Annotated in this window: 16 protein-coding genes; 5 read left to right on the plus strand and 11 right to left on the minus strand. The window is 74.6% G+C overall.

All coding sequences use genetic code 11. The annotated features are described in order from the left end of the window. Positions 1-45: 45 nt before the first annotated feature. Complete coding sequence (locus tag ACH4LD_RS05700; RefSeq protein ID WP_398054385.1) at positions 46-1,020, minus strand: DUF4349 domain-containing protein; 975 nt, start codon at positions 1,018-1,020, stop codon at positions 46-48. A 158-nt stretch (positions 1,021-1,178) separates the two neighbouring features. On the opposite strand from ACH4LD_RS05700, the gene hemG reads away from it, so the two are divergent. Then, complete coding sequence (gene hemG / locus ACH4LD_RS05705; RefSeq protein ID WP_398054384.1) at positions 1,179-2,648, plus strand: protoporphyrinogen oxidase; 1,470 nt, start codon at positions 1,179-1,181, stop codon at positions 2,646-2,648. A 5-nt stretch (positions 2,649-2,653) separates the two neighbouring features. Beyond that, positions 2,654-3,385: a hydrogen peroxide-dependent heme synthase gene (hemQ, locus tag ACH4LD_RS05710; protein ID WP_398054383.1), complete on the plus strand. Its 732-nt coding sequence runs from the start codon at positions 2,654-2,656 to the stop codon at positions 3,383-3,385. A 277-nt stretch (positions 3,386-3,662) separates the two neighbouring features. On the opposite strand, the gene ACH4LD_RS05715 is transcribed toward hemQ, so the two are convergent. The 5 genes from ACH4LD_RS05715 to ACH4LD_RS05735 form a co-directional block, all read right to left on the minus strand. Beyond that, entirely contained in the window at positions 3,663-5,321 is a 1,659-nt protein-coding gene (locus ACH4LD_RS05715) for an alpha/beta hydrolase (RefSeq protein WP_398054382.1), read from the minus strand. A 176-nt stretch (positions 5,322-5,497) separates the two neighbouring features. Further along, positions 5,498-6,277: a TIGR04222 domain-containing membrane protein gene (locus ACH4LD_RS05720; protein WP_398054381.1), complete on the minus strand. Its 780-nt coding sequence runs from the start codon at positions 6,275-6,277 to the stop codon at positions 5,498-5,500. A 97-nt stretch (positions 6,278-6,374) separates the two neighbouring features. After that, the gene (locus ACH4LD_RS05725; RefSeq protein WP_398054380.1) at positions 6,375-7,259 is read right to left on the minus strand and encodes a DUF4142 domain-containing protein; all 885 of its coding nucleotides are present in this window, start codon (positions 7,257-7,259) and stop codon (positions 6,375-6,377) included. Positions 7,260-7,550: 291 nt separating this feature from the next. Continuing rightward, on the minus strand, positions 7,551-8,876 hold the full coding sequence (locus ACH4LD_RS05730; RefSeq protein WP_398054379.1) for a DUF692 domain-containing protein: 1,326 nt from the start codon (positions 8,874-8,876) through the stop codon (positions 7,551-7,553). Between the two features lie 132 nt (positions 8,877-9,008). Further along, positions 9,009-9,728, minus strand: a complete 720-nt coding sequence (locus ACH4LD_RS05735) for a peptidyl-tRNA hydrolase (protein ID WP_398054378.1) — start codon at positions 9,726-9,728, stop codon at positions 9,009-9,011. Between the two features lie 146 nt (positions 9,729-9,874). On the opposite strand from ACH4LD_RS05735, the gene ACH4LD_RS05740 reads away from it, so the two are divergent. The 3 genes from ACH4LD_RS05740 to ACH4LD_RS05750 all read left to right on the plus strand — a co-directional run bounded on the left by ACH4LD_RS05740 (position 9,875) and on the right by ACH4LD_RS05750 (position 11,978). Next, a complete protein-coding gene (locus ACH4LD_RS05740; protein ID WP_398054377.1) occupies positions 9,875-10,315 on the plus strand; it encodes a DUF6086 family protein in 441 nt (146 codons plus the stop codon). Positions 10,316-10,398: 83 nt separating this feature from the next. Continuing rightward, positions 10,399-11,310, plus strand: a complete 912-nt coding sequence (locus ACH4LD_RS05745; RefSeq protein ID WP_398054376.1) for an ATP-binding cassette domain-containing protein — start codon at positions 10,399-10,401, stop codon at positions 11,308-11,310. Then, positions 11,307-11,978 carry an ABC transporter gene (locus tag ACH4LD_RS05750; RefSeq protein WP_398054375.1) on the plus strand — a complete coding sequence of 224 codons (672 nt, stop codon included), beginning with the start codon at positions 11,307-11,309 and terminating at the stop codon, positions 11,976-11,978. Before ACH4LD_RS05745 ends, ACH4LD_RS05750 begins: the two co-directional genes overlap by 4 nt. On the opposite strand, the gene ACH4LD_RS05755 is transcribed toward ACH4LD_RS05750, so the two are convergent. From ACH4LD_RS05755 to ACH4LD_RS05775, 5 genes are all read right to left on the minus strand, one after another. Then, entirely contained in the window at positions 11,970-12,149 is a 180-nt protein-coding gene (locus tag ACH4LD_RS05755; protein WP_398054374.1) for a hypothetical protein, read from the minus strand. The genes ACH4LD_RS05750 and ACH4LD_RS05755 overlap by 9 nt on opposite strands. 17 nt (positions 12,150-12,166) lie before the next feature. Beyond that, the gene (locus ACH4LD_RS05760) at positions 12,167-13,006 is read right to left on the minus strand and encodes a polysaccharide deacetylase family protein (protein ID WP_398054373.1); all 840 of its coding nucleotides are present in this window, start codon (positions 13,004-13,006) and stop codon (positions 12,167-12,169) included. Positions 13,007-13,101: 95 nt separating this feature from the next. Further along, a complete protein-coding gene (locus tag ACH4LD_RS05765; RefSeq protein WP_398054372.1) occupies positions 13,102-14,625 on the minus strand; it encodes an FAD-dependent oxidoreductase in 1,524 nt (507 codons plus the stop codon). Between the two features lie 260 nt (positions 14,626-14,885). After that, positions 14,886-15,743, minus strand: coding sequence for a PPK2 family polyphosphate kinase (locus tag ACH4LD_RS05770; protein WP_398054371.1), 858 nt, complete (start codon positions 15,741-15,743; stop codon positions 14,886-14,888). A gap of 41 nt (positions 15,744-15,784) precedes the next feature. Further along, the gene (locus ACH4LD_RS05775; protein WP_398054370.1) at positions 15,785-16,654 is read right to left on the minus strand and encodes a slipin family protein; all 870 of its coding nucleotides are present in this window, start codon (positions 16,652-16,654) and stop codon (positions 15,785-15,787) included. Positions 16,655-16,702 lie beyond the last annotated feature (48 nt).

Below are 16,702 nucleotides of genomic sequence, written 5' to 3' on the forward strand. Positions count from 1 at the left end.
GCCCGGATCCTTCCGCCCCGGCCGCCCTCCCTCACTCCGTCCCGCTCAGTCCCCGTCACCCCGCCCGGCCGCCTCGGCGGAGTCCGGTGCCGGGCGGGCGGACGGCAGCGGGCCGAGCGCGGTCGCCGCGGGCTCGGGCTCCGCGCGGCGCGGCAGCCGGGGCCGTACGACCCGCAGCCACAGCAGCACCAGCAGCGCGGCGAGGGCCACGAACGGCAGGACCGCACCGAGCCCCAGCGCGATCCAGCGCAGCACGTCGACGAACACGTGCCAGCCGCCCGCCAGCGCGTCCGTGAAGCCCGGCGAGTCGTCCGCCTGCCGTACCGGGGTCTCGGACAGCGACAGGGTGATGGTGGCCAGGCTCGTCCGGTCCTTCAGGGACGCCTGCCGGGCCAGCAGCGCCTCCAGATCGGCCTGGCGGCCGCTCAGCTCCCCCTCCAGGGCGACGACGTCGCTCAGCTTGGTCGCCTTCTCCATCAGCGCGCGGATCCTGGCCACGCTGGCCCGCTGCGACTTCACCCGGCTGTCCACGTCCACGACCTGGTCGGTGACGTCGACCGCCTTGGCCGTGCGGTCGACCACCCGACCCGTCCCCTGGAGGCCGGTGAGGACCTCGTCGTACTTCCCGGTGGGCACGCGCAGCACGACCCGGGTCCGCTCGTGCCCGTCGGTGTCCCGGCTCGTCGTCTCGTTGCCGACGTAGCCGCCCGCGTCCTCGGCGGTCGCCCGGGCCGCCTCCAGGGCCCTCGGCACGTCCTTGACCTCGACGGTGAGGGACGCGGTGCGGATGATCGCGTCCGGGATGAGCTTCGGCGTCCCGCGCGCGGCCGTGCCGCTGCCGGCCTTGCCGCTCTCCGCCGTGCCGCCGGGGGCACCGGCCGCCCCGGCCTTGCTGTCCGACGCGGCCTTCGAGGAGCCGCCCATGTCGTCGGCGCCGCCGCACCCGGCGAGCGCGAGGCAGGCGGCGAGCAGGACCCCGGCCAGGGCCCGGCGGCGACGTGCGGTGTGTGGTGTGCGCATGGGCGGTACCCCCCGAGGGCTGTGGGCTGTGACGGTTCTTCGACGGCGGACCGTGCGGGAACGTTTGACTGCGCCGGTTCCGATGCGGTCACGGTCCGGACTCGTCCCGGACACCGCCTCCCGGCGGGAGCGTCAGCGGGGTCTGAGAGAGTGGGGGCATGAGCGCAACGGGTAGCAGCGCGCCGGGCGGCAGCCCGGGGCACGTCGTCGTCATCGGGGCCGGCATCGCCGGACTGGCCGCCGCGCACCGGCTGCTGGGGCGCGGAGCGCGGGTGACCGTGCTGGAGGCCGGCGACCGGGTCGGCGGCAAGCTGCTGCCCGGCGAGATCGCCGGTGTGCGGGTCGACCTGGGCGCCGAGTCCATGCTCGCCCGCCGTCCCGAAGCGGTGGCCCTCGCGCGCGAGGCCGGACTGGGCGAGCTGCTCCAGCCACCCGCCACCGCCACCGCCTCGATCTGGACCCGGGGCGCCCTGCGGCCCATGCCCAAGGGCCATGTGATGGGCGTGCCCGGCACCGCCGCCGCCCTGGCCGGCGTCCTCTCGGACGAGGGCCTGGCCCGCATCGAGCGCGACGCCGACCTGCCCCGCACCGAGATCGGCGACGACGTCGCCGTGGGGGAGTACGTGGCGGCCCGGCTCGGCCGCGAGGTCGTCGACCGGCTCGTCGAACCCCTGCTCGGCGGGGTGTACGCGGGCGACGCCTACCGCATCTCGATGCGCTCCGCCGTCCCGCAGCTCTTCCAGGCCGCCCGCACCCACGCCTCCCTCACGGAGGGCGTCCGGGAGATCCAGGCGAAGGCAGCCACCCAGCAGCAGACCGGGCCGGTCTTCATGGGCATCGCCGGCGGGGTCGGGCGGCTGCCGCTGGCGGTCGCCGACTCGGTGCGCGCGCGAGGCGGTGAGATCCTGACCGGTACGCCCGCGCGTGAACTGCGCCGGGAGGCGGCCGGCGGCTGGCGGATCACCGCCGGGGAGCGCGTGCTGCACGCCGACGCCGTGATCGTCGCCGTACCCGCCCCGGCCGCCGCCGCCCTGCTGCGCGCCGAGTCGCCCGGGGCCGCCGCCGAGCTGGCCGCCGTCGAGTACGCCTCGATGGCCCTGATCACCCTCGCCTACCGGCGCGCCGACCTGGACCTGCCCGAGGGCAGCGGCTTCCTGGTGCCGCCCGTCGACGGCCGCACCATCAAGGCCTCCACCTTCGCCTCCCGCAAGTGGGGCTGGATCGCCGAGGAGGACCCGGACGTGGTCGTCCTGCGCACGTCCGTGGGCCGCCACGGCGAGACGGAGGTCCTCGGCCGGGACGACGCCGACCTGGTGGAGGTCTCCCGGCACGACCTGCGGGAGGCCACCGGCCTGGACGCGGCACCGCTCCGGACCCGGGTCACCCGCTGGACCGACGGCCTGCCCCAGTACCCGGTCGGGCACCACGCGCGCGTGGCCCGCGTCCGGGAGCACATCGCCAAGCTCCCGGGGCTCGCGGTGTGCGGCGCGCAGTACGACGGCGTCGGCATCCCGGCCTGCATCGCGAGCGCGTACGCGGCGGTGGACCAGCTCGGCGGCGACCTCACCGGGGTCCGGGAGCTCACGGCGAACCCGGTGCAGAGCCTGCACGGCGGAGCGGGAGAATAGGGACCATGAGTGACGACGCCCCCACCACCGAGTCCGGCAGGATCCCGAACAAGGGCAAGCTGGCCAAGGACCTCAACGAGGTCATCCGCTACACCCTCTGGTCCGTCTTCAAGCTGAAGGACGTGCTCCCGGAGGACCGCGCGGGATACGCCGACGAGGTCCAGGAGCTGTTCGACCAGCTCGCCGCCAAGGACGTGACGATCCGCGGCACCTACGACGTCTCCGGCCTGCGCGCTGACGCCGACCTCATGATCTGGTGGCACGCCGAGACCAGCGACCAGCTCCAGGAGGCGTACAACCTCTTCCGCCGCACCCGGCTGGGCCGTGCGCTGGAGCCGGTGTGGTCGAACATGGCGCTGCACCGCCCCGCCGAGTTCAACCGCTCGCACATCCCGGCGTTCCTCGCCGACGAGACGCCCCGCAACTACGTCAGCGTCTACCCGTTCGTCCGCTCCTACGACTGGTACCTGCTGCCCGACGAGGACCGGCGCCGGATGCTCGCCGACCACGGCAAGATGGCCCGTGGCTACCCGGACGTGCGCGCCAACACGGTCGCCTCGTTCTCCCTCGGCGACTACGAGTGGCTCCTGGCCTTCGAGGCCGACGAGCTCTACCGCATCGTCGACCTCATGCGCCACCTGCGCGCCTCCGAGGCCCGCATGCACGTCCGCGAGGAGGTCCCGTTCTTCACGGGCCGCCGCAAGAGCGTCGCGGACCTGGTGGCGGGCCTGGCGTAAGGCGCCCCGCAGGGGCGGGGGCTGTGTCGACATGCGGCTCCGCCGCGTGCGCGCGACCAGGCCCGAGGAACCCGCGGCCGACTGACGACCCGGTCAGGCCCCCTGGTGGTCGCGCCTAGGGTCTTTCGTTCGGATCAGGCCGGATCAGGGAGCGGGGTCTGGTGCCGTGCATCGCAAGGCGGAGCAGGGCGCCATGGCGGAGCCATGGCAACCGACGACAACGCGGCGAGGCACGGAGCCAGGGCCCGCGAGCCCGGCATGATCCGAACGAGAGGCCCTAACGCCGGATGCCCTTGCCCTTGAGGGCATCCCGCCGAACCCCCTTGTCGGCCGGGCCGCCGGAGGCGACCGGTTCGGGGCGCGGCGCGCACGACGCGTGCCGCGCCGGGACGCGGCCCTCCAGCAGGTACGCCTCCAGGTACCCGTTGACGCACCTGTTGGGCCCGCCGCCGACGCCGTGCGTGCCCGCGTCCCGCTCGGTCACCAGCACCGAGCCGGCCAGCCGCCGGTTCATCTCCAGCGCGCCCTGGTACGGCGCGGCGGCGTCCCGCTCGGCCGCCAGGACCAGCACCGGCGGCAGCTCACCGAGCCCGGTCCGCACGTCCAGCGGCCGTTGCCGGGGTGCCGGCCAGTAGGCGCACGGCAGGTTCATCCACGCGTTGTCCCAGGTCTCGAAGGGGGCGACCCGGGCCAGCCGCGTGTTGTCCCGGTCCCACACCGCCCAGTCCGTCGGCCAGGGCGCGTCGTTGCACTCCACGGCCGTGTACACCGCGCTGCCGTTCTCCGCCTCGACGGCGCTCTCCGGGCTCGGTGTGGCCAGCCGGACCAGCGGCTTCGGGTCACCGTGCAGATACGCCGAGAGCGCCGCCGCGCGGCTCGGCCAGAAGTCGTCGTAGTACCCGGCCGCGAGGAAGACGTTCTGCAACTGGCCGGGACCGACCGTCCCGCCCGCCGCCTTCCCGGCCAGCCGTTCGCGCGCGGTGTCGTAGCTGCGCTGCACCCGCGCGGGCGTGGCACCGAGCCCGTAGACGTCGTCGTGCCGGGCGATCCAGTCACGGAAGTCCGCCCAGCGCTCCTCGAACGCCACCGACTGGTCCAGGTTGCTGCGGTACCAGATCTTCTGCGGGTCCGGGTTCACCGCCGAGTCCAGCACCATGCGCCGCACGTGGGAGGGGAACATCGTGGCGTACAGCGCGCCGAAGTAGGTGCCGTACGACGCCCCCATGAAGGTCAGCCGGTCCTCGCCCAGCGCGGCCCGCAGGACGTCCAGGTCACGGGCGTTGTTGAGCGAGTTGTAGAACCGCAGCCCGCTCCCGGACCGCTGGGCGCAGCCGCGTGCGTACGCCTTCGCCTGCGCGATGCGCTGCCGCTTGTACGCCTGTGACGGATGCGTCGGTGACGCGGTGGGCGCCTTGAAGAAGCGCTTCGGGTCCTCGCAGGACAGCGGCGCCGACCGGCCCACTCCGCGCGGCGCGTAGCCGACGAGGTCGTAGGCGGCGGCGATCCGCTGCCATGCCGGGATCGTGCCGATGAGCGGGAAGTACATGCCGGAGGCGCCGGGGCCGCCCGGGTTGAAGACCAGGGCGCCCTGCCGGGGGACCCTCCGCTTGCTGTTGCGCGGGTCCTTGTGGGTGGCCTCGGCACGGCTGACGGTCAGCCGGATCTGCTTGCCGTTCGGGTGCGCGTAGTCCAGCGGGACGCTCACCGTGCCGCACCGCACGCCGGCCGGCGCCTCCGGGACGTCGGCGGCGGAGCACGGACCGAAGTCGATACCGGCCGCCCGGGCGCGGGCCACGGCCACCGCGGTACCGCGCAGTTCGGCCGTGCCGGGGGCGCCCGTCGTGCCGGGAGTGCCGGGCGTGCCGCCCGCCGGGGCCGCGGCCAGGGTGGTCAGGAGCAAGGAACCGGCGGCCGAGTAGAGGGCGGCAGCTTTCATCGCGTATCCCTTCGGTGCGCGGCGGCGATGGCACGGCTGCCACGGCCCGGCGACGACAGAAGGGATATTTCGGTCGGCTGTGGGGGAAGGCAAGCACCGTCGGGCCGGTGTCGGCCCCAATGCCCCCTATGCGCCCCCGGAAGCCGCCCCCGCTCCGCGGGTTGCTTCGCGGTGCCTCACTCCCGCCAGGGCTGGTCGCGGTGGGTGAGGGCCGCGCGCAACTCCGGTTCGCCTATCGCGCGGATGCCGCGTACGGCGACGGAGGTCAGGAACGACCGCTCGTCACCGGCCGGCTTCCCGGCCAGCGCGCTCAGCAGCCGCTGCCCGGCCGGCGCGGCCCAGCGCGAGTACGGGTGCACCTCGAACCGGGCGATGGCCAGACAGCTCAGCGCCAGGATGAGGGGCAGGGCGAACCACAGGCCCACCAGCAGCCGGGGCGTCCCGGTCCGGACGGGCAGCAGCAGCGCGGTCACGCCCAGCGCGGCCGCGACGAGCACGGACGCGCGCACCTGGCGGACGGCGGCCCCCACGGTCGTCCCCGTGCCCTCGGGCACCGCGAGACCCGCGCGGACCAGTCCGTCGGCCAGCCGTCGCACGGCCTCGGCGCCGGCCGCCCGGGCCCGTACCGGCGCGATCCGCGACTGCCCGTCCGGCCCTATGGCCCCTATGACGGACCGCTCCATCTCATCGCGCCCCCGCGGGTCCACGACGGTGGCCCAGCCGGTGTGTGCGAGCAGCAGCCGGCGCTGGCGGGCCATGGAGACCATGGTCACATCGGCGACCCGCGCGGGGCCGCCGGAGAGGAAGGCCGCCTCGTACAGCGTCAGATCGCGCTGCCCGTCCGTCGGCGCGTCACGCCCGTCCGCGGCTGCCGCGCGGACGGCCGCCAGGCACAGCCGGGTGCAGGCCGTACCGGCGAAACCCCAGGCCAGGAGCAGGAGAAGGACCCAGAACATGACGTGTTTCTATGCCAGAGGACTGGGCGGACGCCATGCCCTTTCCAGGATCCGGACGGAGTGTTGCCGGTCTGTGACGTTCCGCTTTCCGGGCTGGTCAGGGGCTGCTCGTGGCCGGCGGCGGGCTGCTCGTGGCCGGCGGCAGCGAGACGGTCTCACCGGGCGAGGTCTGGCCCTGTGACGCCTGGTCCCGCGGTGCCTGCCCCTGTGACGCCTGGCCTTGCGATGCCTGGCTCTGCGATGCCTGGCCCGCTGTCGGCTCGGCCGGTGACGGCTGGACCGGTACGGCCGCGCTCGGATCGACCTCCGACGGGGTCGGCACCGGGGAGGCGGGGGCCGCCAGATCCCTGGCCAGTGCGCCGAAGTCGACGTACCCGGTCGCCTCCAGCACCTTGATGTGGTCCAGGACGGTCGCGTTGGCGTCGTCGGCGAGATCGCGGACCAGGGAGTTCTGGGTGCCGGCCCGGATCTGCGCGACCAGGGAGAACACCCGGCCGTGGGCGAGCCGGAGCAAGCCGGCGAACTGGCGGTCGAAGTCCTGGCCCCCGGCTGTGTCCAGGGTGGCGAGCCACTGCTTCTGCTGCTCGTTCGGCTCGTTGGGCAGGGCGATGCCGAGCTGGGTGGCAACCGTCCGGACGTGCGCGTCGAGTGAGGTGTGGCCGTCGACGAGGTGCCGGCCGGCCGTGCGGACGGCGGGCGTGGTCCCCTTCCGCTGCGCCAGCTCCCCGGCGGGCAGCTCCCACAGCCCGGCCAGCCGGACCTTGGTGACGAAGTCCCGGTCCTGCGCGGACAGCGGGCCGTACGGCGTCGTCACCGTCTGCGCGCTGAGCACGCTCGCGCTCGCCGGGTCGTCCTGCCGGTCGGCGTACGACCACAGCGGCACGAGCAGCGCGACGACCGTCGCCGCCAGGCCGGTGACGATGAGCCCGGTGCCGCTGAATATGCCTCGGCCGTTGACCGGGGGACGCGGTCGCGGTCGCATGATGCCTCCTGCGCCGCACGCCGGGGTGCTTGGGGGTGGGTGCGGGGTTGGCATATTACTGGGGAGTCGGGAGGGGCCTTCGCGGGCGGGGGTGCGGGGGCCGTTCGCGGTACCGGGGGGCTGGTGCGGGTCCGTCGGCGGCCGTGGGTGTGTCGTGGCTGGTCGCGCAGTTCCTCGCGCCCCTGGGGGACCGCAGTGCCGTCGGCGTGGTGGGTCTGTCGGCGGCCGTGGGTGTGTCCTGGCTGGTCGCGCAGTTCCCCGGCCCCTTCGGGGCCGCCTGGGTCGACCTGTTCAGAGCCCGCGGCGCAGCACCCGCTCCACGAGCCCGCGTTTCCGTGGTGCCGGGCCCGCTCGGTGCAGCCACCAGTCCCGCAGCTCGCGCCGCGCCCCCGCGTTGCCCGGCTGCCCCAGCTTCAGCAGGTGGCCGGCGAAGTCCAGCGCGTCCAGCCGGTAGCCCCCACGCATCGGCCGCTGCCGGGCGTACTCCAGGAACGCCTCCCGGTACCCGGGCCCGAGGATCACCGGCAGCTCGGGCGCCACCTTCGCCACGACCCCCGCCCGCTTCGCCGCGAGCGCCCGCGCCTGCACCCCCATCCGCACCCGGTCGAACCCCTCGGGCACCGGCGTCCCCGCCACCAGGGACGACAGCACGGCGGCCTGCGCGACCCCGACCCGCTCACGCACGCCCGCCACCGGCCCCGCCACCGGCCGCGCCAGGACACCGACACCGCCGGCCTGCGTACCCCCGGGGGCCGGTGTCCGCGCCGTACCCGCCACCGCGCCGGCCGTCGCGCGCCCGAGCGTCACCGCTTCCCGGATCGCCTCCAACTCCCGCTCCAGCTCGGCCGGTTCGGGGAAGTTATCGTCCCGCTCCAGGAGCACCCCCGGCGGTGCGACCCGGGCGGCGAGGCCGGTCAGGATGTCGAGGACCGGTCGCGGTACGGGGTGCGCGTGGCTGTCGTGCCAGACGCCGTCGCGCTCGAAGCCGCCCGCGACATGGACGTAGGCGATCGCCTCAAGGGGCAGCGAGGCCAGCGCCGCGGCGGGGTCCTCGCCCCGGTTGACGTGGTTGGTGTGCAGGTTGGCCACGTCGATCAGCAGCCGTACGCCGGTCCGTTCGACCAGCTCGGACAGGAACTGGCCCTCGGTCAGCTCCTCGCCCGGCCAGGAGAACAGCGCGGCGATGTTCTCCAGGGCCAGCGGCACCGGCAGCGCGTCCTGGGCGATGCGGACGTTCTCGCACAGCACGTCCAGCGCGTCCCGGGTGCGCGGCACGGGGAGCAGATGGCCGGCCTCCAGGCGCGGGGACGCGGTGAGCGCCCCGCCCGCCCGGACGAAGGCGATGTGCTCGGTGACCAGCGGCGAGCCGAGCGCCTCCGCCCGCTCGGCGAGCGCCGTCAGCCGCCCCTCGTCGGGCCGGTCCGCGCCGCCGAGACCGAGGGAGACACCGTGCGGGACCACCGTCACCCCGCGCTCCCGCAGCCGCAGCAGCGACTCGGGCAGGTGCCCGGGGCAGACGTTCTCCGCCACGACCTCCACCCAGTCGATGCCGGGCATGCGCTCCACGGCGTCCGCGATCTCCGGCCGCCACCCGATCCCCGTCCCCAGTCGCCGCATGGTGCTTCCCCCTCCTCGGCCCGTGCTGCTGCGTCGAGTGACGGGGATATGGCCCCGGCGACCGCCGCCGAACCCCCTCCTGTCGCGTTCAGAGCAACATTTGAGGTTGCGGGACGGCGAGGTGCTCCCCGGTCAGCGCAACGCCGGATGTTCCGCCACCACCGTGCACGAGCCCGGGGCGATCTCCGTGAAACCGGCGTCGCGGACGACAGGCAGGCCGCTGGTGGTCAGGCGGGGCCAGTCGGCCGGGGTGGCCGTGCGGACGGAGAGGCGGAAGCCGGCCTCGCGCCAGGCGGTGCGGGCGGTGTCCGGCAGGGCCCACCAGGCCAGTTGGGCGCCGTGGCCGGCCTGGGCCATCGCCTTGCCGGCCGACATCTCCAGGTCCGGGTTCAGCCAGAGCACCGGCCGGTCGGCCGGATCGGCGGGAGCCGGCGGTTCGGGGTCGTCCAGTTCGGTGCCCGACACCTGGAGCTTCGCCAGGTCCTTCGGCCAGCCGTCCAGCGGGATCGGCGGGAAGACCCGGACCTCCGCGGAGGCGCCGTTCACCGTGATCCCGGGCAGCGCCTCGGCGCGCCGCCACTCGGCGCCCCGGGCCCGGCGCACCACCTTCCGGATCCGGGCGTCCTCCCAGTCGCGCACCGCCTCGGCCCACTCGCCGTCGCCGTGCGCCCGCTCGTCGCCGAGCAGGGTCAGGACGGCTCGGGCGGCGGTCTCCAGCGCGTCGGTACGGGCCGGCGGGGCGCCCCGCTCGATCCGCACCACGAGCGGCAGGACGAACTGGGGCGCCTCGTCACGCGGATCGCGTGCGGGCTGGACGGGGCTGTCGGCGGCGGGGGCGGGAACGTGGCTCACGGGAGCCCAGCCTACGAAGCCCCGGGCGGACCGATCAACGCGAGGGCCGGGCGAGGGGCCCGCGCGGCGAATTCCGGGCTTGCCGGTGAACCGGCTGGTTACCCTCAGCCCTCTTGACCGATTGAGGCGATCGGAGGGGGAGTGCCATGAGTCGGTACGTCGACATCGGCGACGAGACGCTGTGGAATCCGTCCAACGGGGCCGCCCGGCTCTTCCTGCGGCAGGTGGAGGTCTTCGAGGCCGAGCTGGAGCTGCCGTCCGGCATCGGGCCGATGCGCGACGACGAGTGCCAGATCGGTCCGGACGCCTTCGGGGTCTTCGTGCACGCCCTGCTCGCCCGGCACCGGCGGACCGGCCGCACCATCGTCCTGGCCCTCTCCGAAGGCTTCGTCGGCACCGTCGTCGCCCTCGCCCAGCGGGCCGGGACCGACATCGACCGGGGCCCGCTCGAAGCCTCCCCGGACGGTCCGCTGTCCGACGTGCGGGTCCCGGCCACCGGGGTGTCCGTGCCGCCGGGGGGCGGAGGACCCTGGGCCGCGGCGGTATGCACCAGGGCTGCCGAACCGAGCCGGGGCATGGCCCGTTGAGCACGGCCGGCGCCGTGAGCGCCGTACCGGAACGGCCACCCGGAACGGCCACCCCCACCGGATCCCCGCGACAGGATGACCCCATGCACCGTGATCTGCGCCTGACCGGCGTGGGCCGTCGCCACGGCCTCCGCGGCCCCTGGGTACTGCGAGGCGTCGACCTCGTCATCGCCCCCGGCACCCTCACCCGCATCGAAGGGGCGAACGGCAGCGGCAAGTCCACCCTGCTCCGGCTGCTCGCCCGGCTCGACGCGCCCAGCGAGGGCCGGATCAGCGGCCGTCCGCGCACGGCGTACGTGCCGGAGCGGTTCCCCTCCGCACTGCCCTTCACGGCCGCCGGCTATCTGACCCACCTCGGCACCGTCCACGGCCTCGGCCGGGAGGCCGCCGCACGCGCCGCGGACACCTGGCTGGAGCGGTTCGGGGCCGGCGCGTACGCCGGTACGCCGATGGCGCGGCTGTCCAAGGGCGGCAGCCAGAAGGTCGCCGTCGCGCAGGCCCTGCTGGCCGAGCCGGAGCTGCTGGTGCTGGACGAGGCCTGGACCGGCCTCGACGCGGTGGCGCGGGCCGAGCTGGAGCGGGCGGTGGCCGAGCGGACGGCCGCCGGGGGTGCCGTGGTCTTCGTGGACCACGACCCGCGCCGGCTCGCCGGGGCGCCGGACGCGGCCTACGCGGTCGTCGACGGGGGCCTGGAACGCCGTACCGGCCCCCCGAGTGCGCCTGCCGGACCGGCCACGGTCGTCACCGTACGGGGGGCGCCGGGCGGGCGGCTGCCGCCGGACGCGGTACGGATCGCCGTGTCCGCCGAGGAGACCGCCCCCGGCAGCCACCGGCTCGCCGTCCCCGCGTCCCACTCCGACATCCTGCTGCGCACCCTGCTCACGGCCCGCCCGCCCTGGCATGTGGTCAGCGTCGACCCACCGTCCCCGGACCCGCTGTCCCCCGACCCGCTGTCCCCCGACCCGTTGTGCCCCGACTCCGGAAGCCGCCCATGACCGCGCTCCTGCGCTACCAGGCCGACCTGCTGCTGCGCTCCCAGCGCTGGCTGCCCCCGGTGATCCTGTACGTCGCGTTCCTGGGCGTCGGCGTGCAGAGCGGCCAGCCGGTGCTGGGCTCGCTCGGCTACACGGCCGCCGGTCTGCTGCCGGTGGCCGCCTGGCTGGTACGGATCTGTGTCACCGCGGAGCCGCCCGCGGCCCGGGCCTGCGTCGCCGCCGCCCGCGGCCCCGCCCGCGCACACCTCGCCTGCCTGCTCACCGCGCTGCTGGTGGCCGTGCTGCTCGGGGTGGCGGCCATCGTGGTGGTGACGCTGATCAGCGACCCGGCGAGCAACGGCCACCGGGTCCACGTGCCCCGGCTCCGGGCCGCCGCCGCGGGCCTGCCGGCCGCCCTCGCCTGCGCCCTGCTCGGTACGGCCGTCGGTGCGCTCACCAGCCGGCCGGTGCTGCGTTCCAGGGGGCGTGCGGTACCGGCGATGCTGCTGGGTGCGCTGCTGGCGGTGGTGTCGGCCGGTTCCCCGGCGCAGGCGGCGGTCGGCGGACTGGTCACCGGCTCGCAGACCGGCCGGGCACCGGTGCCGCTGCTGCCGCTGGCGGGCGCGGCCGTGCTCACGGCCGCCGCCTTCGCCGCGGCCGGCCGGCTCGTCACGCGTCGCTCACCCTGAGCAGGCGGTGCGCTGTGCCTCCTGCCACTCGCAGACGGGGCACAGCGTGATGCCCTTGTACGACTCCGGGTACTCCGTCGGCTCCCGGCACAGCACGCACTCCGCGTACGGCGGACCGTCGGCCTTCGCCGGCTTCAGCGTCTCGACGATCGTGCAGTAGTCCTCGCTCATGCCTTCAGCGTAGGACGTCAGCGGCCGTTGCCCGCCTGGCCGATCAGCTCGGAGACCTTCACGAAGCGGTAGCCGCGCTCGCGCAGCTCCGGTACGACCGTGCGGACGACCCGCTCGGTCGTCGGGGCGGCGCTGCGGGTGCAGTGCATGACGACCACCGAGCCCGGCTTCACCCCGTCGAGCACCTGCTTGACCACCGCGTCGGCGTCCGTGGCGAACGCGTCCCCGCTGACCACGTCCCACTGGACCGCGGTCACCCCGAGCCCGCTCAGCGCGCGCAGCGCCCGCTGGTCGTAACAGCCGCCGGGGAAGCGGAAGTACGGCAACGCGTGGGGCACGCCGGCCGAGCGGAGGGAGGCGTACGCCCGCTGGACCTCCGCCCGCATGGCGCCGGCGTCGGCGTCGACGGTCGGCAGGCCGTAGCAGTCGGCGGTGAACGCGTAGTGGCTCCAGGAGTGGTTGGCCACCTCGAACTGCGGGTCGTGGCCCAGGGCGCGGGCCTCGGCCGGGTACTGGTCGGCCCAGCGGCCGGTCATGAAGACGGTCGCCGGCACCTTCAGCGTGCGCAGGGCGTTGATCAGCCCCGGGTTGTCGAAGTGCTCGCCGGAGGCCGCGCGGGGCCCCTGGTCGGCGGTCATGTCGGCGTCGAAGGTCAGCGCGACGGTCTTGCCCCGGGTGCGCGGGCCGTGCTCGAAGACCGGGGTCAGCCCGCCGGGGCCCGGCGCGAGCACGGGCGGGTCGGTGGGGGACGGGGTGGCGGGGGCGGCGGCGGGGTGCCCGTCGCCCGCGGTGCCGCAGGCGGTGAGTGCCGCGCCCAGGACACAGACGGCGGTGATGCAGCGTACTCGTGGGATCACGCTCTGAACATAAAGCTGAATGTCCGATTATGTGATTAATGCGACCCGCGACACGGCGGTACGGTCACCCGTACGGCGGCGGTTCCCCGCGTTCCTCACTCCAGCGCACGTTGCTCCATCGGTTTGACCGCCGGGCCCTGGATCACCGTGCCGTCCACGGCGAAGCGCGAGCCGTGGCAGGGGCACTCCCAGGCGCGCTCGGCGCGGTTGAACGAGACCAGGCAGCCGAGGTGGGTGCAGCGGGCCGACACGGCGTGCAGGGCGCCCTCCTCGTCGCGATGGACCGCCAGCCGATCGCCGCCGGACCGGACCAGCGCGCCGTCGCCCGGTTCCAGGTCGTCCACCGAGACCGGCGGTTTCAGCCGGTCGCCGACGAAGTGCCGGGCCACCTCGGCCTGGGTCTTCAGCAGCGACGGCGCCTCGCGCACCACCGACTTCAGCCGGCGCGGGTCGTACAGCTCCCGCCAGGCGATCTCCCGGCCGGTGATCAGCGCGCTCAGCAGCAGCCCGGCCATGATGCCGCCGCTCAGGCCCCAGCCGCCGAAGCCGGTGGCGACATAGGCGTGCCGGGCGCCGGGGTGCAGGGGGCCGACCAGCGGCACGGTGTCGGTGGACTCGTTGTCCTGCGTGGCCCAGGCGTGGTCCAGCTTCACCCCGGGGAAGTGCACCTCGGCCCAGCCGGCGAGCCGTTCGAAGCCCGCCTGCGGGTCGCCGGTGCCGGGCGTGAAGTGCTCACCGGTGACGACCAGCAGCCGCTGCCCGTCCGGGCCGTACGGCGCCGTGCGCACCGAGCGGGTGTTCTCGTCCGGCGTGATGTACATGCCGTGGGGGTCAGGCCCGTCGCCCAGCGGACCGGCGACGACCAGTTCCCGGCGCGGGGAGAGCCGGGTGAACAGCAGGGCTCGGTCGAACACCGGGTAGTGCGTGGCGATGACGACGTCCCGGGCCGTCACCGTGGCGCCGGCCTCCGTCGTCAGCCGGCACGGCTCGCCCTCCGTCATACCGGTGACCCGCGTCCGCTCGTACACCTCGCCGCCGCGCGCGAGCAGATCGGCGGCGACGGCCCGCAGGTACTTGACCGGATGGAACTGCGCCTGCCCGGTCACCCGGACCGCGCCCGCCACCGGGAACGGCAGCCCGGTCTCCGTGGTGAACACGGCAGGCAGCCCCGCCTCCCGGGCGGCGTCCGCCTCCGCGCGCACCTCGTCCACCCGTGACCGGTCCCGGACGTAGGTGTAGGCGTCCCTGGTCTCCCACTCGCAGTCGACGCCCAGTTCGGCCGCCAGCGCCGCCGCGTGCTCGATCGCCTCCGACTGCGACCGGGCGTACAGCCGCGCCCCCTCCGTCCCCCGGGTGCGCCGGAGCCGGTCGTAGACCAGCGTGTGCTGGGCGGTCAGCTTGGCGGTGGTGTAGCCGGTGACGCCGGCCGCGACCCGCCCCGCCTCCAGCACCGCCACCCGCCGCCCGGCCCGGGCCAGCTCATAGGCGGTGCTCAGCCCGGCGATGCCCGCGCCGACGACGGCGACGTCCACGTCGAGATCCCCGTCCAGGGCGGGACGGGACGGCCCCGGGGCGGTCCGCAGCCAGTACGAATCGGTGACCTTCCGCTGCTCGTGCATGCCCGCCGGGTACCCCGGCCGCCCCGGCTCACGTCTGGCCCCACCGCCGACCCGCCTGCGCGGGCATGCCGGCCGGGCCGATTTCCGCGCGCCCCGGAACCCCACCCCTGCCCACGTCCGCCGCCCCGCCCGCCCGGCTCACGTGTGCCTGCGCCGGAATCCCGCCCCGGCCTTCGTCCGCCTGCGCCGAAACGCCTCGTCCGACATCCTCCCGCGCCGGAGCCCCCGGCTGAGATCCGTCCGCCGGTACGGCCGTCCGCTCACGTCTGCTTCAGCAGGCGCTCACGGCACTCCGCCACGTCGAAGTCCGCGTCCGGGTACCGCGGGTCCAGGTCCCGCAGCCGCTCCAGCAGGAGCCGGGTGATGGCCCAGTTGCGGTACCACTTGCGGTCCGCCGGGACCAGGTACCAGGGCGCGTACGGCGCCGCGCAGCGCTCAAGGGCCAGTTCGTACGCCTTCTGGTAGTCGGGCCACAGGGCGCGTTCGTCGACGTCGCCGGGGGCGAACTTCCAGTGCTTGTCGGGGCGGTCCAGGCGGCGCAGCAGACGGCGCCGCTGCTCGTCGTAGGAGAGGTGCAGGAAGCACTTGACGAGGGTGACGCCGTCCTCGGCGAGGGAGCGCTCGAAGTCGTTGATCAGGCCGTAGCGGCTGCCGATCTCGGCCGGCCGGGCGAGATGCCGGACCCGGGCGATGAGCACGTCCTCGTAGTGCGAGCGGTCGAAGATGCCGATCTCGCCCGGCTCGGGCAGCGCCCGCCGCACCCGCCACAGGAAGTCGTGCCGCCGCTCCTCCTCGGTGGGTGCCTTGAACGCGGTGATCCGGCACCCCGACGGGTTGAGCTGGCCGATCACGTGCTTGACCGTGCCACCTTTGCCGCTGGTGTCCATGCCCTGGAGGACCAGCAGCACCCGGCGGTGGTCACCCGCGGTGGCCGCCGCCCACAGCCGCTCCTGGAGCCGGGCCAGCTGCTTGCCCATGCGGTCCGCTTCCGCCCGTGCCGCCTGCTTGCCGTCCGGAGCCCCGGGAGTGGCCCGGGCGTCGTACCGGGACAGGTCGATCCGCTCGCCCGGTGACAGCCGCAGCAGGTCCTGGAGCTTCCTGGCCGGCTTGTTCCGCACTCGCGCTCCTTCCGTCCGGGCCGGGGTCGCCCGGGTGCTCGTCAGCCGGGATGCGGGCCGCCGTCGGTGTGTGCCGCGGGCTCCCGGTCCTGCACCTCCTCCTCCGGCTTCTCCGGCAGCGAGGGCTGCGAGGACTGTGAGGTCTGCGAGGGCTGCGCGCCCCGCTCCAGGAAGTGCAGCAGTTCCACCGGGATGGGCAGGACCAGCGTCGAGTTCTTCTCGGCCGACACCGCCATCACCGTCTGCAACAGCCGCAGCTGGAGCGCGGCCGGCGTCCCCGACATCTGCTGGGCGGCCTCGGCGAGCTTCTTGGAGGCCTGCAGTTCCGCGTCGGCGTTGATGATCCGGGCCCGGCGCTCACGGTCCGCCTCGGCCTGGCGGGCCATCGACCGCTTCATCGTGTCCGGAAGGGACACATCCTTGATCTCGACCCGGTCGACCTGGATGCCCCAGCCCACCGCCGGACTGTCGATCATCAGCTCCAGGCCCTGGTTGAGCTTCTCGCGGTTGGAGAGCAGGTCGTCCAGATCGCTCTTGCCGATGATCGACCGGAGGGACGTCTGGGCCATCTGCGACACCGCGAACTTGTAGTCCTCGACCTTGATCAGGGCGCTCGTGGCGTCGACCACGCGGAAGTAGACCACCGCGTCCACCCGGACCGTGACGTTGTCGCGGGTGATGCCCTCCTGGGCCGGGATCGGCAGGGTCACGATCTGCATGTTGACCTTCTGCAGCCGGTCCACGAAGGGGATGATCAGGGTCAGGCCCGGCGCCCTCACGTCTCCTGCCACCCGGCCGAGCCGGAACAGCACACCGCGCTCGTACTGCTTGACCACCCGCGCCGCCATCGCCAGGTACACCACACCGGCGGAGCCCGCCGCCGCCAGGGTCACCAGAAGGTCCTCGACCATGGTGACCTCCTCATCCAGAGGCCGGTTTGTCTGCTGTTGCCACGATAG

Source organism: Streptomyces sp. NPDC017676 (assembly GCF_044329325.1).
Lineage (GTDB): Bacteria > Actinomycetota > Actinomycetes > Streptomycetales > Streptomycetaceae > Streptomyces.